This window comes from Erwinia pyrifoliae DSM 12163 (assembly GCF_000026985.1).
Lineage (GTDB): Bacteria > Pseudomonadota > Gammaproteobacteria > Enterobacterales > Enterobacteriaceae > Erwinia > Erwinia pyrifoliae.
Map to the genome: position 1 here is coordinate 1,143,472 of NC_017390.1, position 16,446 is coordinate 1,159,917.

General features: G+C 50.9%; 13 protein-coding genes. All 13 read left to right on the plus strand.

Going from position 1 to position 16,446, the window contains the following annotated elements; all coding sequences use genetic code 11:
* Positions 1 to 27: 27 nt before the first annotated feature.
* The 13 genes from rseA to EPYR_RS05185 all read left to right on the plus strand — a co-directional run bounded on the left by rseA (position 28) and on the right by EPYR_RS05185 (position 16,408).
* Positions 28 to 684: an anti-sigma-E factor RseA gene (rseA, locus tag EPYR_RS05125; protein ID WP_012667348.1), complete on the plus strand. Its 657-nt coding sequence runs from the start codon at positions 28 to 30 to the stop codon at positions 682 to 684.
* Positions 684 to 1,640 (plus strand): sigma-E factor regulatory protein RseB, encoded by a 957-nt coding sequence (rseB, locus tag EPYR_RS05130; RefSeq protein WP_012667349.1) that lies wholly within the window; start codon positions 684 to 686, stop codon positions 1,638 to 1,640. Before rseA ends, rseB begins: the two co-directional genes overlap by 1 nt.
* On the plus strand, positions 1,637 to 2,101 hold the full coding sequence (gene rseC, locus EPYR_RS05135; RefSeq protein ID WP_012667350.1) for a SoxR-reducing system protein RseC: 465 nt from the start codon (positions 1,637 to 1,639) through the stop codon (positions 2,099 to 2,101). Before rseB ends, rseC begins: the two co-directional genes overlap by 4 nt.
* Positions 2,102 to 2,526: 425 nt before the next feature.
* Positions 2,527 to 3,303: an antitermination protein Q gene (locus tag EPYR_RS05140; protein ID WP_012667351.1), complete on the plus strand. Its 777-nt coding sequence runs from the start codon at positions 2,527 to 2,529 to the stop codon at positions 3,301 to 3,303.
* A 284-nt stretch (positions 3,304 to 3,587) separates the two neighbouring features.
* Positions 3,588 to 4,451 (plus strand): hypothetical protein, encoded by an 864-nt coding sequence (locus EPYR_RS05145; protein WP_012667352.1) that lies wholly within the window; start codon positions 3,588 to 3,590, stop codon positions 4,449 to 4,451.
* A 305-nt stretch (positions 4,452 to 4,756) separates the two neighbouring features.
* Positions 4,757 to 6,556 carry a translation elongation factor 4 gene (lepA, locus tag EPYR_RS05150; protein WP_012667353.1) on the plus strand — a complete coding sequence of 600 codons (1,800 nt, stop codon included), beginning with the start codon at positions 4,757 to 4,759 and terminating at the stop codon, positions 6,554 to 6,556.
* A 29-nt stretch (positions 6,557 to 6,585) separates the two neighbouring features.
* Complete coding sequence (lepB, locus tag EPYR_RS05155; RefSeq protein ID WP_012667354.1) at positions 6,586 to 7,542, plus strand: signal peptidase I; 957 nt, start codon at positions 6,586 to 6,588, stop codon at positions 7,540 to 7,542.
* 139 nt (positions 7,543 to 7,681) lie between these two features.
* On the plus strand, positions 7,682 to 8,362 hold the full coding sequence (gene rnc / locus EPYR_RS05160) for a ribonuclease III (RefSeq protein WP_012667355.1): 681 nt from the start codon (positions 7,682 to 7,684) through the stop codon (positions 8,360 to 8,362).
* Positions 8,359 to 9,264, plus strand: coding sequence for a GTPase Era (era, locus tag EPYR_RS05165; RefSeq protein ID WP_012667356.1), 906 nt, complete (start codon positions 8,359 to 8,361; stop codon positions 9,262 to 9,264). The genes rnc and era overlap by 4 nt, the downstream gene beginning before the upstream one ends.
* A gap of 5 nt (positions 9,265 to 9,269) precedes the next feature.
* Positions 9,270 to 10,007: a DNA repair protein RecO gene (gene recO, locus EPYR_RS05170; RefSeq protein ID WP_012667357.1), complete on the plus strand. Its 738-nt coding sequence runs from the start codon at positions 9,270 to 9,272 to the stop codon at positions 10,005 to 10,007.
* 74 nt (positions 10,008 to 10,081) lie between these two features.
* Positions 10,082 to 10,813 (plus strand): pyridoxine 5'-phosphate synthase, encoded by a 732-nt coding sequence (gene pdxJ / locus EPYR_RS05175; RefSeq protein ID WP_012667358.1) that lies wholly within the window; start codon positions 10,082 to 10,084, stop codon positions 10,811 to 10,813.
* Positions 10,813 to 11,193: a holo-ACP synthase gene (gene acpS, locus EPYR_RS05180; protein ID WP_012667359.1), complete on the plus strand. Its 381-nt coding sequence runs from the start codon at positions 10,813 to 10,815 to the stop codon at positions 11,191 to 11,193. The genes pdxJ and acpS overlap by 1 nt, the downstream gene beginning before the upstream one ends.
* Positions 11,194 to 11,365: 172 nt before the next feature.
* The gene (locus tag EPYR_RS05185; RefSeq protein WP_226060709.1) at positions 11,366 to 16,408 is read left to right on the plus strand and encodes a hypothetical protein; all 5,043 of its coding nucleotides are present in this window, start codon (positions 11,366 to 11,368) and stop codon (positions 16,406 to 16,408) included.
* Positions 16,409 to 16,446: the final 38 nt, after the last annotated feature.

Consider the following 16,446-nt stretch of genomic DNA (forward strand, 5'->3'; position numbering starts at 1 on the left):
TAGCGGATACAGGAAGGGTATAGAGCCATGCAGAAAGAACAACTTTCCGCTTTAATGGACGGTGAAACGGTGGACAACGAGCTGATATCAGCGCTGTCCGGTGATATCGCGCTGCAGAAAGATTGGGAAAGCTATCACCTGATCCGCGATACTTTATGTGGTGATATCCCCGCCCGGCTTGATTTCGACTTGGCTGCTCGCGTTGCCGCCGCCATCGAAGCTGAACCCGCGAAAAACATCACCCAACTTATCCCTGAAGCGCAGCCGGTGCCTGAACAGGCAGCCGCTGCTATGCCGTTCTGGGCAAAAGTACGTCCGTGGGCCGCTCAGATTACGCAGATTGGCGTTGCGGCCTGCGTTTCCCTTGCGGTGATTGTTGGCGTGCAACAGTACAACCGGCCGGTTGCCGTGCAGTCTTCTGATGCGCCGGTGTTTAACACGCTGCCGATGATGGGACAGGCTTCACCAGTGAGTCTGGGCGTCCCGGCCGATAATGCTAACGCCGCCGCAACCAGTGCCAATCAGCAGGTGCAGGATCAGCGTCGCCGCGTCAATGCCATGCTGCAGGACTATGAACTGCAACGCCGGCTGAATGCACAACAGCTGCAGTTAGAAAGCCCTAATCAGCAGCAGGCCGCCGCTCAGGTTCCCGGTAATCAGTCGTTAGGAATGCAATCGCAGTAATGAAGCCGCTTTGGTATGCCGTCAGCCTGATGGCTGGCAGCCTGATGTTCTCATCTGTCGCCCCGGCCGCACCTGTGCAGTCCGGGGTGCTGTTACAGCAGATGAAACAGGCCAGCCAGTCTCTCAGTTACGAACTTGCCTACATCAATGTCTCTCGTCTGGGCATTGAGTCTGTGCGTTATCGCCACGCCATCATTGACGGCACGGTGTATGCCCAGCTATTGCAGATGGATGGCCCGCGACGGGAAATCATTCAGCGCGGCAACGAAGTGAGCTATTTTGAATCCGGTCTGGAGCCTTTTGCCATGCAGGGCGACCATATCGTTGATTCACTGCCTTCGCTGATTTACGCCGATTTCCGTCAGCTTGCTACGGACTATGATTTTGTCTCTGTTGGCCGCACGCGTATTGCCGATCAACTTTGTGAAGCCATTCGCATTGTGCCGCGTGACGGCACCCGCTACGGCTACATCGTCTGGCTGGACAGCGAAAGCAGACTGCCTCTGCGCGTCGACCTGCTCGATCGTGACGGTGAAACGCTTGAACAGTATCGTGTGGTGAGCTTTGCCGTCGATGATGGCGTGGGCAAAATGATGCAGGAGCTGAAAAACGCCAAATTCCCTGCGGTGCTGTCGTTACCGAAGGGCAACCCGGTCACCTTTAACTGGCAGGTCGGCTGGCTGCCGTCTGGGATGAAAGAGCTATCACAAAGCCGTCGCCAGCTCCCGACGCTCAACCGACCGGTCGAGTCGCGCCTGTTCTCCGATGGGCTGTTTAGCTTCTCGGTCAACGTTACGCTGGCAGATAAAACCAGTTCGCCGCAGCTGCTGCGTACCGGTCGTCGTACCATGCAGACCGAAGTGCGTAATAATGCGGAAATCACGGTGGTCGGCGAACTCCCGCCGGCTACGGCCAAACGCATTGCTGACAGTATTACCTTAGGAACCGCGCGATGATGAAAGAATGGGCAACGGTGGTGTCGTGGCAAGATGGTATTGCTACGCTGCACGCCGAAATGAAGACGTCCTGTAACAGCTGCTCCGCCCGAAAAGGTTGTGGCAGTCATATGCTGGAGAAACTGGGGCCGAAAAATGCGCATGTGATGAAAATCGCCAGCGCTAAGCCCCTTATCCCCGGTCAGCGCATTGAACTGGGCATTGCTGAAACCAGCCTGCTCGGTTCAGCGTTTTTAGTGTATATGACCCCGTTGATTGGGCTGTTTACCTTGGGCGGCGTGTTCCAGATGCTGTTTCACAGCGATCTGGCGGCGGCCAGCGGTGCGCTGTTGGGCGGCATCGGTGGTTTTATTCTCGCTAAAGGCATTTCAGGTTTACTGGGGCGTTCCGCTTCGTTTCAGCCGGTGATCCTCAGCGTGGCATTGCCGCCAGACGCGCTGCGTATTTCCAGCGACGGCTGATAATACCTGTGTTACCCGCCGGGTGCATCAGCCTGTGCGGGTATGTTCATTCTCATACTTCCCGGCACCCACCTTCAATTACCCTCATCAACTAAGCGCCCGGCAGCCTGTTCAAAGCCGGCGGAAACCCGGCAAAACATCATTTTTGCGATATTGTCATCCTCAACGTTAAGGCTGAACCCGCCCCTGATAAGAGCTTTGCCTATTCTGCGTCGCCAGGTTTTATCACTTTGGCATCAACTTTTCTTAAATGAGTCAAGGTAGCGCTTGGTAAATTATGCCATCGATGTGTTTCTTATCAGATATCAGCTATTTCGTTCGTCTCAAGTCAGGTGGGAGAGAGCGTTATCAAAGCTGAAGGCATTTTTTGCAGCTCAGTCTGGCAAAGCGTAGTGGATACGCCGCTAAGTGAGAGGGATCCGACAGTGAAGATCGAAACCGCACTCAATTATTTCAACCCGAAAGGGCAGGAAATCACCGATGATGCCCGTACGCGCGCGCCTGACCGCCTGAGCGCCAGCGAGGTGATGGCCGCCCTGGCGATATGTCAGAGCAGGGCGGGGTTTGGCGTCAGCGTCTGGATCGGCAAAATGGGTATCAGTCAGCAGGGCGGCGACGAGGTTATCAGCCAGCTGACGCGTTATGCGGGCAAATCCGCTCCGGCCCTGCTCAGAAAAGCCGCAGGCGGCAAAGTAGCCCAGTGCATGAGGATTCTGGCCACCTTTGCCTGGCACAATTACACACGTTCTGCGGCCGATCGTCAGGTCTGTGGTACCTGCATGGGGAGCGGAGTGAACTTCATGTCGACAGGCGTCAAGCTGACGGGTGAAAACGTTGCACCTTGGGCTAACGGTCGCAGGCCGTTGAAATATCAACAGCAGCCTGGCAACAGCTGCGCAACCTGTCATGGCACAGGCACGGTCAGTATACGCTGTCGCTGCAGCGGCAGCGGGCGCGTACGGGATATTGCGGCATCGAAACGGCAGGGGATGCCGGTGGAGAAAATTTGCGGATATTGCGGTGGACGTGGATTCAGGCGTGCACCGTCGTCGCGGGTTTTCAGCGCGATCCGTTGTCAGGTGCCGCAACTGACTCAGTCATCCTGGTCGCGTAACTGGAAGCCGTTCTACCTGCAGCTGATAGCTAAATGTGAAGCTGAAGCTGCCCTGGCTGCCGCTGAATTTCGCAAAATTACTGCTTAACAGGCGAAACATTGATCGAACCGGGGTGAAATTTGCATAAAAATGGATAATCATCGATAACAGAGTGGGATTTCAATATCAAACTCATCCCGGCCCGACATAAGGCTCCGCAAAACGCGGAGCCTTTTTGCTTTCTGGCATTCTGTCACCGTCTGCCCCGACTTGGTTCGGGGCTTTTTTGTGCCTGAAATTCACCACTCCGTCAGCGGCAGCCAGGCAATGCACCCTGTTGCCGCTGCTGCAAACTGCCTCGTTAATCACTGCCCTTTAAAAGGAAATTAATCATGATAACCACCAACGGTAAGTTAATATCGGCTGCCATTGCACTTGCTTTCTCAACTCAGACGTTGTCGATTGTCACGCCGCCAAGGACGGCCCACGACATTACGGAAAATTACTATAATCATTCGAAAAACTGCGGCAGCGAAAATAAGCCTGCCTTTTTGTGTTCCGGAGTCTTACTGCGCGCTACTGCCATTTCGGATAAATATCATTCATGGGATCCCAGTCCGCAGTCATTAAAAAGTGGCGGTGTGTCCTTTTCTTATCTCCGGGAGGATGCAAAGTTTACGCGTCTGGCGTATGGCTACAAAAATGGCATGATTTTCTACCCGCATAATAAGGCTCCATCGGATAAATATCAGATTGAGGTGCTGTGCGCATTCCCGGTGGATGCGGACACGGTTAACAGAAAGAACAAAGGCTGTGGCTTTCACGCCTCTTACCCCGGTTCAAGTAAGTCCTGCCGGACGATGGGCATCCGCACTGCCCATGACTGGTACCAGCACTACAAAAGCATCGATCATCCTGCACGCCAGCACCAGTGTGGTTTCGACACGCAGGAAAGTGCGTCTAAAAATGGTGATTACTTTCTCCAGTCACTGAAGGCCAGGCGATTGATGGGGAATGAATTTTTGACGATTCAGAACGAACTGAGGTTGGCTCGCTGGCCGTCAGGTGCGCCCGGAAAACTGCCTCTGCAGGCATTTTTTTATATCGACGGGGGGTTGAAGAATGCTCAGCACGACCAGCGCGATTTTTATCAGCAAACGGGCATGATCGTACCGATTATCAGGTTAACGTTACCGAGGTCATTATCCTCTGACGCAACGTTCAGTTACCGGGCGGGCGATCAGGTGATTAACTAAATAGCGGGCTGTATCAATGGCGAATATCCTCGCGGAATGGACTGTTGCGCCCGCCAGGCTTCTGCCAATGTGACTCAGTCACCAACATGAATAGCCTGCCGTTTATCGGCAGGCTGACCCGTTGGTCTTATGATAAACGCTAATGCGCCATTACTTTATGCCCTTGTTGCCTTGTATTCTTTCGTGAGCGCAGCGAACAGTGTAATATGCTGGCACATTGATGGTGGGTGCAATGAGAGAAATGTCCAAAGTCGTGTCCACTACGCAGAAACGTACGATTTAACTTGCGAAAAAAAATCATATAAATGAAGCATATAAGAAACTTTTCAATCATCGCCCACATCGATCATGGCAAATCAACGCTTTCTGACCGTCTGATCCAGATCTGCGGCGGCCTGACCGAGCGCGAAATGGCAGCACAGGTGCTGGACTCGATGGATTTAGAACGCGAGCGTGGCATCACGATTAAAGCGCAAAGCGTCACACTCGATTATCACGCGAAAGACGGTGAAACTTACCAGCTCAATTTTATCGACACGCCTGGCCACGTAGATTTCTCATACGAAGTTTCCCGCTCGCTGGCGGCCTGTGAAGGTGCACTGCTGGTTGTTGATGCCGGGCAGGGTGTGGAAGCCCAGACTCTGGCTAACTGCTACACCGCGATGGAAATGGATCTGGAAGTTGTACCGGTACTGAACAAAATCGACCTGCCGGCGGCGGAGCCGGACCGCGTGTCGCAGGAAATTGAAGATATCGTCGGCATCGATGCCACTGATGCGGTACGCTGCTCGGCAAAAACCGGCGTGGGCGTACCTGACGTGCTGGAACGTCTGGTACGGGATATTCCGCCGCCGGAAGGCGATCCGGAAGGCCCTCTGCAGGCGCTGATCATCGACTCCTGGTTTGATAACTATCTGGGCGTGGTTTCGCTGGTGCGTATCAAAAATGGCACCATGCGCAAGGGCGAAAAAATCAAGGTGATGAGCACCGGCCAGAATTATAACGCCGATCGCCTGGGGATTTTCACACCAAAACGTGAAGATACTGACGTGCTGAACTGTGGCGAAGTGGGCTGGCTGGTCTGTGCAATCAAAGATATTTTGGGCGCACCGGTGGGCGATACGCTGACGCTGGCGCGTCATCCGGCGGAAAAAGCGTTGCCGGGTTTCAAAAAGGTCAAGCCGCAGGTTTATGCCGGTCTGTTCCCGATCAGCTCTGACGACTATGAAGCTTTCCGTGACGCGCTGGGCAAACTGAGCCTGAACGACGCTTCTCTGTTCTATGAGCCAGAAAGCTCCACGGCGCTGGGCTTCGGCTTCCGCTGCGGCTTCCTTGGCCTGCTGCATATGGAGATCATCCAGGAGCGCCTGGAGCGCGAGTACGATCTTGAACTGATTACCACTGCGCCGACCGTGGTGTATGAAGTGCAGACCACCGACGGGCAAACTGTCTACGTTGACAGCCCCGGCAAGCTGCCGCCGCTCAACAACATCGAAGAGCTGCGCGAGCCAATCGCCGAGTGTCATATGCTGTTGCCGCAGGAGTATCTGGGCAACGTCATCACGCTGTGCATCGAAAAACGCGGCGTGCAGACCAATATGGTTTACCACGGTAACCAGGTGGCGCTAACCTATGAGATCCCGATGGCGGAAGTGGTTCTTGATTTCTTCGACCGCCTGAAATCGACGTCACGCGGCTATGCCTCACTGGATTATAACTTTAAACATTTCGCCGCCTCTGACATGGTGCGTGTTGATGTGTTGATTAACAGCGAGCGCGTTGATGCACTGGCGCTGATCACCCACCGCGATAACTCACAGTACCGTGGGCGCGAGCTGGTAGAGAAGATGAAAGATCTGATCCCGCGTCAGCAGTTTGATATCGCCATCCAGGCGGCGATTGGCAACCACATTATTGCCCGCTCAACGGTCAAGCAGCTGCGCAAAAACGTGCTTGCCAAGTGCTATGGCGGTGATGTGAGTCGTAAGAAAAAACTGCTGCAGAAACAGAAAGACGGTAAGAAACGCATGAAGCAGGTGGGTAACGTCGAGTTACCACAGGAAGCGTTCCTTGCCATTCTCCATGTCGGTAAAGAGAGTAAATAAGCCCGTTTTCGGGCCGAGAGGGAATTGGAATGGCTAATATGTTCGCCCTGATTTTGGCGATAGCAACGCTTGTTACCGGCATTGTCTGGGGCATCGACAAAGTGAAATGGGCGCCGGCTCGCCGGGCAAAACGTGCTGCGGCGCGCGCTGAAGGGATAGCAGAAACCCAGGCTGAGAAACAGCCAGGCTGGGTAGAAACCACCGCGTCGGTGTTTCCGGTTCTGTTAGTCGTTTTTGTGGTACGGTCGTTTATTTATGAGCCGTTCCAAATTCCTTCAGGATCGATGATGCCGACAATGTTGATCGGTGATTTTATTCTGGTAGAGAAGTATGCCTATGGCATCAAAGATCCGATTACGCAGACTACGCTGATTGCCACCGGGCGCCCGAAGCGTGGCGACATTGCGGTATTTAAATACCCGAAAGACCCGAGCCTGGACTACATTAAGCGCGTGATCGGCCTGCCGGGCGACCGCATAACTTACGATCCGCTGGGCAAAACAGTATCGGTGCAGCCTGCTTGCGCCGAGGGTCAAAGCTGTGCAAACGCGCTGCCGGTGACCTATTCTGACGTGCGGCAAAGTGACTTTATTCAGACTTTTAGCGGCTTTGACGGCAATGAAGCCGGCAATGGCTTCTACCAGATGCCGCAGAATGAATCGATGCCGGGTGGACTGCGTTTAGCGACCCGTGATGAAACGCTGGGTGACGTGACGCACCGTATTCTGATGGTGACCCAGGCGCAAAGTCAGCCAGGTTCGTACTATCAGCAGCCGGGGCAGCCGCAGTCGAGCTGGACAGTGCCACAAGGCATGTACTTTATGATGGGCGATAACCGTGATAACAGTGCTGATAGCCGTTATTGGGGCTTCGTACCTGAACGTAACCTGGTTGGCAAAGCGACCGCGATTTGGATGAGCTTTGACAAGCAGGAAGGGCAATGGCCGACTGGCGTTCGCCTGAGCCGCATTGGCGGTATTCACTAATGTCTGCCTGTGGCTGACATTGATTTAGGGTGGCCTGTAAACCTGACAGGCCACTGCACACGAAACAGAAAGTGTTGGTGTACTGGCTCAGCCCTGTTCCCTGTGCAGCATAATTGACGCATTCAGAAATTGGTAACGCATGAACCCCATCGTAATTAACAAGCTTCAGCGGAAGTTGGGCTACACTTTTACCCATCAGGAATTATTACAGCAGGCGCTCACTCACCGCAGTGCCAGCAGTAAGCACAATGAAAGACTGGAATTCCTCGGCGACTCTATTCTAAGCTACGTGATTGCCAATGCACTTTATCAACGCTTCCCACGCGTGGATGAAGGCGATATGAGCCGTATGCGCGCTACGCTGGTTCGCGGTAATACGCTGGCTGAAATGGCACGGGAATTTGACCTGGGCGAATGTTTGCGCCTGGGGCCGGGAGAACTAAAAAGCGGCGGTTTCCGTCGTGAATCGATTCTGGCTGACACCGTTGAGGCGTTGATTGGCGGGGTATTCCTCGACAGCGACATCCAGACGGTGGAACAACTGATCCTCAGCTGGTACGCCAGCCGTCTCGATCAGATCAGTCCAGGCGACAAACAAAAGGATCCAAAAACGCGTCTGCAGGAGTTTCTGCAGGGTCGCCATCTGCCGTTGCCATCTTATCTGGTGGTACAGGTTCGGGGCGAAGCGCACGATCAGGAATTTACTATTCACTGCCAGGTAAGCGGCATGGCAGATCCGGTTGTGGGAACCGGGTCGAGCCGCCGTAAAGCTGAGCAGGCAGCGGCCGAACAGGCGCTGACTAAGCTGGGAATTGAATGAGCGAACAAACCACCCATTGCGGCTTTATTGCTATTGTAGGCCGTCCGAACGTTGGAAAATCCACTTTGCTGAACCAGCTGTTGGGGCAGAAAGTTTCCATCACCTCGCGTAAGCCACAAACCACGCGCCACCGCATTATGGGCATCCATACCGAAGGGCAATATCAGGCCATTTATGTTGATACACCGGGCCTGCATATGGAGGAGAAACGGGCAATTAACCGCCTGATGAACCGTGCGGCCAGCAGCTCGATTGGCGATGTTGAAATGGTGATCTTCGTTGTGGAAGGCACGCGCTGGACCGCCGACGACGAAATGGTGCTGAACAAGCTGAAAGACGGCAAAGTGCCGGTGCTGCTGGCGATCAACAAGGTTGACAACATCATTGACAAAAGCATCCTGCTGCCGCATTTACAGTTCCTTGGCCAGCAGATGAACTTTATGGACGTGGTGCCGATCTCCGCTGAGAAAGGCAGCAACGTCGATACCATCGCCAGCATTGTGCGTAAGCGGCTGCCGGAAGCGGAACACCACTTCCCGGAAGATTACATCACCGATCGTTCGCAGCGCTTTATGGCGTCTGAAATCATCCGCGAAAAGCTGATGCGTTTCCTCGGTGCCGAGCTGCCGTATTCCGTGACCGTTGAGATTGAGCAGTTCGTCACCAACGAGCGTGGCGGTCTGACCATTAACGGCCTGATCCTCGTGGAGCGCGAGGGACAGAAAAAGATGGTGATCGGCAACAAAGGCGCGAAAATCAAAACCATCGGTATTGAAGCGCGCAGAGATATGGAAGAGATGCTCGAGGCGAAAGTCCACCTTGAACTGTGGGTCAAAGTGAAGTCCGGCTGGGCGGATGATGAACGCGCCTTACGTAGCCTGGGCTATACCGACGACCTCTGATCCCGATGGAAGGCTGGCAACGCGCATTTGTCCTGCATGGACGCCCCTGGAGCGAAACCAGCCTGCTGCTTGACCTGTTCTCCGAACAGCACGGCCGGGTGCGGGTACTGGCCAAAGGCGCCCGCTCGAAACGCTCCAGCCTGAAAGGCGCGTTACAGCCCTTTACGCCGCTGCTGGTGCGCTGGAGCGGTCGTGGCGAAGTGAAAACCCTGCGCGCTGCCGAGCCGGTATCGCTGGCGTTGCCGCTTAGCGGCAACACGCTTTACTGCGGCCTGTACGTTAACGAACTCCTTTCCCGCGTGCTGCAACATGAAACGGCCTTCAGCGAACTGTTCTTCGACTACCTGCAATGCATCCAGACGCTGGCGGCTGATCCCGCTTCGCCCGAACCGGCGCTGCGGCGCTTTGAACTGTCAATGCTGGGCCATCTGGGCTACGGCGTTGACTTTCTGCACTGCGCCGGCAGTGGTGAAGAGGTGGCGGACAGCATGACCTACAGCTACCGCGAAGAGAAAGGCTTTATTGCCAGCCTGGTTGCAGGACACCGTAGTTTCTCTGGTCGCCAGCTGCGTGCGCTGTCTGCTCGTGAATTCCCTGATGCAGACACCCTGCGTGCCGCCAAACGTTTTACCCGTATTGCCCTGAAACCTTATCTTGGCGGTAAACCCCTGAAGAGTGGCGAGCTTTTTCGGCAATTCTTGCCGAGAAAACCAGCAGGCACCGCGCCAGCAGGCGAAGAATAGTCACGGGTCATACCCTTCAAAGCCGTGAACGTTGTACACTCGGCAAAACCGTTTATGAAAATCTGAGGACTCTCATGGCAGAGCTGTTATTAGGCGTCAATATCGATCACGTTGCGACCGTACGTAATGCCCGAGGCACCCACTATCCCGATCCGGTTCAGGCAGCATTTGTTTCCGAACAGGCAGGGGCGGACGGCATCACCGTGCATCTGCGTGAAGATCGCCGTCATATCACCGACCGTGACGTGCGTATTCTGCGCGAAACCATTCAAACGCGTATGAATCTGGAAATGGCCGTCACTGATGAGATGGTCGACATTGCCTGTGAGATCCAGCCGCACTTCTGCTGTCTGGTGCCGGAAAAGCGTGAGGAAGTGACCACTGAAGGCGGTCTCGACGTGGCAGCACAACAGGATAAAGTGACTGCGGCGGTTAAACGGCTTAGCGCCGCCGGCATCCTGGTTTCGCTGTTTATTGATGCCGACCCGCGTCAGATCGATGCCGCAGTGGCTGCGGGCGCGCCTTACATTGAAATTCACACCGGAGCCTATGCCGAAGCACCGGAGGGGCCAGCGCGTGACGCGGAGCTGGCACGCATTGCCGAAGCGGCGACCTGTGCAGCGGGCAAGGGCCTGAAGGTTAACGCGGGTCACGGCCTGACCTACCACAACGTGCTGCCGGTTGCTGCACTGCCGGAAATGCACGAGCTGAATATTGGTCATGCCATCATTGGCCGTGCGGTATTTACTGGGTTGGCCGCTGCGGTACAAGAGATGAAGCAGCTGCTGCGTGAAGCACGCCGCTAATGGCTATTCTCGGTCTCGGTAGCGATATCGTGGAGATCGCCCGCATCGGCGCGGTGATTTCCCGCAGCGGCAATCGGCTGGCACAACGGGTACTGAGCGAAAACGAATGGCTTCAGTATCAGGCACATCAGCAGCCGGTGCGCTTTCTTGCCAAACGGTTCGCCGTAAAGGAAGCAGCGGCGAAGGCGTTTGGCACCGGTATTCGCGGCGGCCTGGCGTTTAATCAGTTCGAGGTTTACAACGATGAGCTGGGCAAGCCGGGCCTGAGATTTCTGCAACACGCGCATGAAATGGCGCAGAAGCTGGGCGTGGCGCATGTGCACGTCACGCTGGCCGACGAACGTCACTACGCCTGTGCCACGGTAATTATCGAGAGTTAACCGGCGAGCAGTACCAATTTTGCCCATAGCCTGTCTCGCAGTGAGGTACAGGACAGGCATTTCAATGCCGCTTACTGTCGCGCAGAACCCCGAAAATCAAATAACGCCGTTTTTGAGCACATATACGCGCTGGGCTGCGAGATACCTTACATCGCAGATATAAGATGTTTTTTTGAAAGAAAAAATATCCCAGTCTGCTAAAAAGAAGGTTATCAACAGCCACATTCAAATAAATATGCCACCTCTTAACCCAACCGCAGGCTCATCATCAGCCCACAAAACACCGGAATCCCCGTACCGTTCAAATCTGGAAGAGCAGGATATCTGGTTCGACGCTACCGGGTATGTTGAAATGGACGAAACTTTTTTTGACGCCTGCGCCTGCGACAGTCATCATGCTGCCCCGGTTTCTGCCGGAGATGCCTCAGCTTCCCGGATTCCGTTCACGGAAGACTCGAGACGTGCTCTTATAGAGTTTGTCCTCACCATACGAGAATGCGCGGAGAGCCACTTTTTTTTTGCCTGCATTAGATTAATTCTCCCCGGCGTCCCGAGCGTACTCGTTGCAGCGGTAAAATCTCTGTATGACGCGTTTACAGGGCAAGGAAATATGGGTAAGGCAGCACTGTATGCCTCTGCAGTGGCATCAGAGTATTTTCATGATAAGACTGATATCGTTAATCAACTGGCCGCTTTTATCTGGGATACCTTTGACGGCTGGACTCATGGGACTTTCCTGCAGCAGTTTCTGGGAGGTAAGGAGAGTCGCATCTCCACCTGCGTGTGTAACTTACTTGCCATTACGGCCATTGTTATCGGGCGCAGGATGAAAAATGAGGGGGCTCCGCAGCGTGGTTGGCTGAAAGTTCCGACCTTTGTGGCTCATATTTTCATCCACGTCAATTTTTACATGAGTGTGATAAAAAATATGGCGAGCCGTCTTCCGCCCAGCGGAGAAACTAGCCAAATATCTGAATTACTAGAAAAGATGCCGGCTTTCGAGGTTGATACCTCGTTGGAAATGACAGAGGATGTATGCGATGCTGCCTTTTCCTGTCCCCCCTTATCACCACGGATAACCGCATATTCGTCAAATTCAACCGCTATTCCTGAGGCTTGCTCCCGGGGGGCAGTACATAACAAACCGATATCTGCTCCCGGCCAGAGTGACGTTTTCACTATCCCTGACCAGATACATTTTCGGGCGGTGGAAAAACTCAGGCAGAAAAGCGAACTGTCAGCCGTGGCGTACTGTGTCAGCCGGAAAACTGAAACCCGTCAACAGACAAACGGAAAGGTCGTTACTGACACGCATATCAATACGAAATGTGACGCCACGGTTTATCCTGAATCGCTTAGAAAACCGGCAGAGAATACGCACGTACACACAGAGAAACCGGAAACGCAGGTATTCTCACCAGCAACAAGCCGGAGTGGCGGAGAAGCTTTGCTACCTCTGGTGATGACGGCAGCAGCATTACCAAATCTATATGTGCAGTCTGTGAAAAGCAAAACTGTCATTGCAGCAACCGGTATGGCAGGGCTTACCGGGATTACCATGGTCGGGAAACTTCTGTGGGATAAATTGCCGGCACACAATGCGGAAGAAAAACCTGTCAACAGAATTGATAACATAGAAAACAGCCCTCTCAAGACGAGAAAAGAAAATATTAGAATTAAAAAAATTCTGGTGAATGAAGGATTACTGAAAAAAGGAGAAGTTGTTAATAAGGAAAAATTGTTATCTGCCATGGCTGAGTACCTTTTCGGTAACAAAAATGGCATTGCAGGTAGCGCTGACAAGATCCAGAAGCTGGCCAGGAAAATTCTTTCTGCAGATGAGCTATATGGCGGAGGAAATGGTGATCAGCTCTTTACAACACAGGCTAAATCGGTACTTCGCTCGTGGGTATTCAATAATGTTATGGGTATGTCTCCTGTAGAGTATATTATTAATAATATTAAGGTGGGGGCTTATCCAGGATATTATACCATAAGCAGCATTCATCACTTGCTATCTATGGAGAAATTGCTTAAAGAACAACATTTGCATTTAAGAGAGATTCCCTTGTCACAATGGGGAGAGCTAAATGCGATGTGGTACTCTTTTCTGACAGAAGAAATGCCTTTCCTGAAATTTACCGATGAGTCGATAAAAAAACTGGAGCTAAAAGATCACAGTTTTTCTCATCTGTATTCCGGCTCCCGATTTCTGACATTGAGTTCATTTAATAATTACACTGCAGAAGAAGCGATGAGTACAGGAGAGAAAATGTGGGAGTTAGCAGTCAGTGAGGGTGTTACGATTGATAACTTAGCCTGTTACAGAGCGCCTGCACTATTTTTCACACAATCTTCTTTATCCGCAAAGAGAATGCAGGAAAGCAATGATGATATTGATGCCATTAATTACTATATCCAATACAGAAAAGAGGTCAGAGAAGTACAGAAGGATATAAAAGAGAAATACAATAAATATCTTTTTGCAGCCAAAGCATGGCTTAGGAAGGGGAAGCTGGCAGATGTTATAATCGCTCAATGTCCTGCTCTTAGCGCCGCTCTTCCTGATTTAGCTGAAGATATAAGTACTCCGGAGCAGAAAAGAGAAAACGCTAAGTATTTTGCAAAACAAAATTACCTGAACGAAATAGTAAAACCTTGTGAAAGTGCACCAGAAAGCTTGAGCAACGAATATCGTAGACTAACGGCAGATGTTTCAGATAGTTTTCGTGAGATTGATAAATACCTTATTATTTCAGCAATCAGTTCATTGCCAGAGAACGAAAGTAGCTTTATTCAGTTACCTGATGCAAGCATACACCTTGCGACCGCCTATATACAAATGAGAGAGCCTGGTTCTACTTTTGTAACACATAAACATTTTGTCGATCGCACAGACCTCTTTGCTGTGAAACAAGAGGTTGAGGAAAGGATTTATGCTTTAAAAGCAGAAAGAAATAATGATAATGGCTACAAGCTTTTCAGGGTGGATCGTGATGTAAAACAGTACATATCTGGCGGAATTTTTGGGGAAACTTTTGATGACTATAAGATTACGTGGGATAAGGTGGAGGATAGTCAGGACATAGCCAACTTTGCAGTAAAAATAACTGAACAAGCATTGACAGGGAACGATAGTCATATCAACACGATTACAAGTTCATTGAGTAAAAAACATCATGATGATCTATATAACGCATTATATGAAGCAGGGAACGATAAATCTGATATCCAGAAAATATGGGGTGTGGTTAAACATCTCATTCCTTTTTATGACTGTGTTGAAGATATTGTAAATAATAATCTGCAGCAGGCCGTTCCTACCTGTCTTATGGACGCCGTTGCATTCATTCCTGTTTTTGGTGAGGCTGCAAGCCTGAGCGGGAAGTTTGGTATGGGATTTGCCAGGGCGCTTCGCAGTGGCGCGGTTATAGCGGGTAGGGAAGGGATTCAGGTGGCGGGTAGAAATCTCCTCCGGGAAGTCAGCCTACCAACGACTGCTGAACTGACCTCGCTCGGGAAAAACGCTCTCCGTGCAGCAGACCCTGGCTTTGAACTCATGACCGGTATCAGCAGGAAGTTTGGCAATATAATTGTGAAGCTCCTTTCTGCCGATAAAGAAATGGCTGGCCTGACGAAGAGCATTATCTCAGCGGGCATTTTAGAAAAACTCCCGTGGCCGCCATCAGATGAGATAGTCATGGGGATAATACCGAAAACTCAACTGTCCTTGCCTGTCAAGGCCATAGGACGGCAGGCAGACAGAAATATTTACGTGCAGATGAACCCTGAGACGGGGGCGCTTTTCGGTAAGAAATACTTTAAGGAAGGTTCTGACAAACTTATCAACTGTATAACCAGAAAAAAGGGGGGGGGAATTCATGACAACAAAGTCACTGGCAGAGTTGAATGGCGTCTATTTAACTTTAAGAAATTAAATAAATATGAAATCACCCCCCATAGATCTGGATTATACACGACTCTGGACTTACAGGGTGAAGATACGGGTGAGTTATTTCTGCTATATAAAAGGAAGGGGTTTTCCATTACTGAGCTTAGTCAGGGGGAATATTACATGATGCAAGGGGTACGTAGTAGGTTAATTATAAAAAAAGAACAGCTCTCTGGTGATTTTATAGTTGTTAACAAGAATAAAAATAAAAACATAGAAAATTTTAAGTATCTCGATGACACCTGGTGCTCCTCGCGTGCAGGTGGTAGGAAACTTTTGGTTAATCCTGATGTTACATGTATTGGAATACCTGAAGTGGGTGGTGAAACTATAAATTACAGAATTAATGTTCAATTAGATGGCTACGAGAAATCACATGAGTTTGATGTCCGGTATCGAGGGTTGTATGGTATGGATACATCTACCCGGCTAGATGTTAAAAATAAAATTGATGATGCTTTATTTTATGAAAACAACAGAATGCATCTAAAACAAGAATATATCGATGCATCTGCTTATGAAAGTATTTTTTCGGATAAAGACATAAATATTTCCAGGGGCGAATTGGTGTTTTCCGATCATTCAGATGCTGGAGTTGTTAGTCATCCGGCTCTCACAAAAAATGAAAAACTTGCCGTAAGACGCTGGACTGCTGTTGATGATGACCTGGATGAGGTTTTCAGTGATGGTATGAAGGATACTACTAAAATGGGTATGAATCCGATGAATTATGACTTAAATAAAAAACTGGCCACAGCAGAAAAACTAAATGAAGATGAAAGGAATATGGTGAGACTTTTTGACTCAGCATTAAATAAAATACCTTCACAGAAAGGTGATTTTATTAGAGTTTCTGAATATACTGATTTCACCACTCCCTGGGATAGTGATTTAAAGCCAGGGGATATTGTTACCAACTACCCTTGCTATATGAGTGTGTCATCGGATTTTACATATATTAACCAAGAGACCCAGGCCATATCTGATGCTGTAGCTAATGTATATTTGGTATTGGAAAATACCTACTCATCAAAGCCTTTACTAAAAGGAAGTGCAACTTTTTCGGATGAATTGGAATCCGTCTTCAAAAGAAACTCAGCCTTCAAGATAAAGCAAATTGCTATTGCTGATGATGTAACCAGTGGGAGCCATGCATTAGAAGTAAAAAAAAGAATCGTTGTCACGCTTGTTGAAGTCGACCTCCCTCTATCTAAAATCGCTAAAAATATACACACAGGAAAAACTGTAAATGTCCTGATGTAATTCTGGCATCACCTGAGGTTCTCACCCGGCTTTTGGTA

Excerpts from the sequence above, each read along its gene's own strand:
- rseC (WP_012667350.1), top strand. The coding sequence starts at position 1,637 with ATGATGAAAGAATGGGCAACGGTGGTGTCGTGGCAAGATGGTATTGCT.
- rnc (WP_012667355.1), top strand. The coding sequence starts at position 7,682 with ATGAACCCCATCGTAATTAACAAGCTTCAGCGGAAGTTGGGCTACACT.
- lepB (WP_012667354.1), top strand. The coding sequence starts at position 6,586 with ATGGCTAATATGTTCGCCCTGATTTTGGCGATAGCAACGCTTGTTACC.
- rseB (WP_012667349.1), top strand. The coding sequence starts at position 684 with ATGAAGCCGCTTTGGTATGCCGTCAGCCTGATGGCTGGCAGCCTGATG.
- acpS (WP_012667359.1), top strand. The coding sequence starts at position 10,813 with ATGGCTATTCTCGGTCTCGGTAGCGATATCGTGGAGATCGCCCGCATC.
- lepA (WP_012667353.1), top strand. The coding sequence starts at position 4,757 with ATGAAGCATATAAGAAACTTTTCAATCATCGCCCACATCGATCATGGC.
- pdxJ (WP_012667358.1), top strand. The coding sequence starts at position 10,082 with ATGGCAGAGCTGTTATTAGGCGTCAATATCGATCACGTTGCGACCGTA.
- recO (WP_012667357.1), top strand. The coding sequence starts at position 9,270 with ATGGAAGGCTGGCAACGCGCATTTGTCCTGCATGGACGCCCCTGGAGC.
- EPYR_RS05145 (WP_012667352.1), top strand. The coding sequence starts at position 3,588 with ATGATAACCACCAACGGTAAGTTAATATCGGCTGCCATTGCACTTGCT.
- rseA (WP_012667348.1), top strand. The coding sequence starts at position 28 with ATGCAGAAAGAACAACTTTCCGCTTTAATGGACGGTGAAACGGTGGAC.
- era (WP_012667356.1), top strand. The coding sequence starts at position 8,359 with ATGAGCGAACAAACCACCCATTGCGGCTTTATTGCTATTGTAGGCCGT.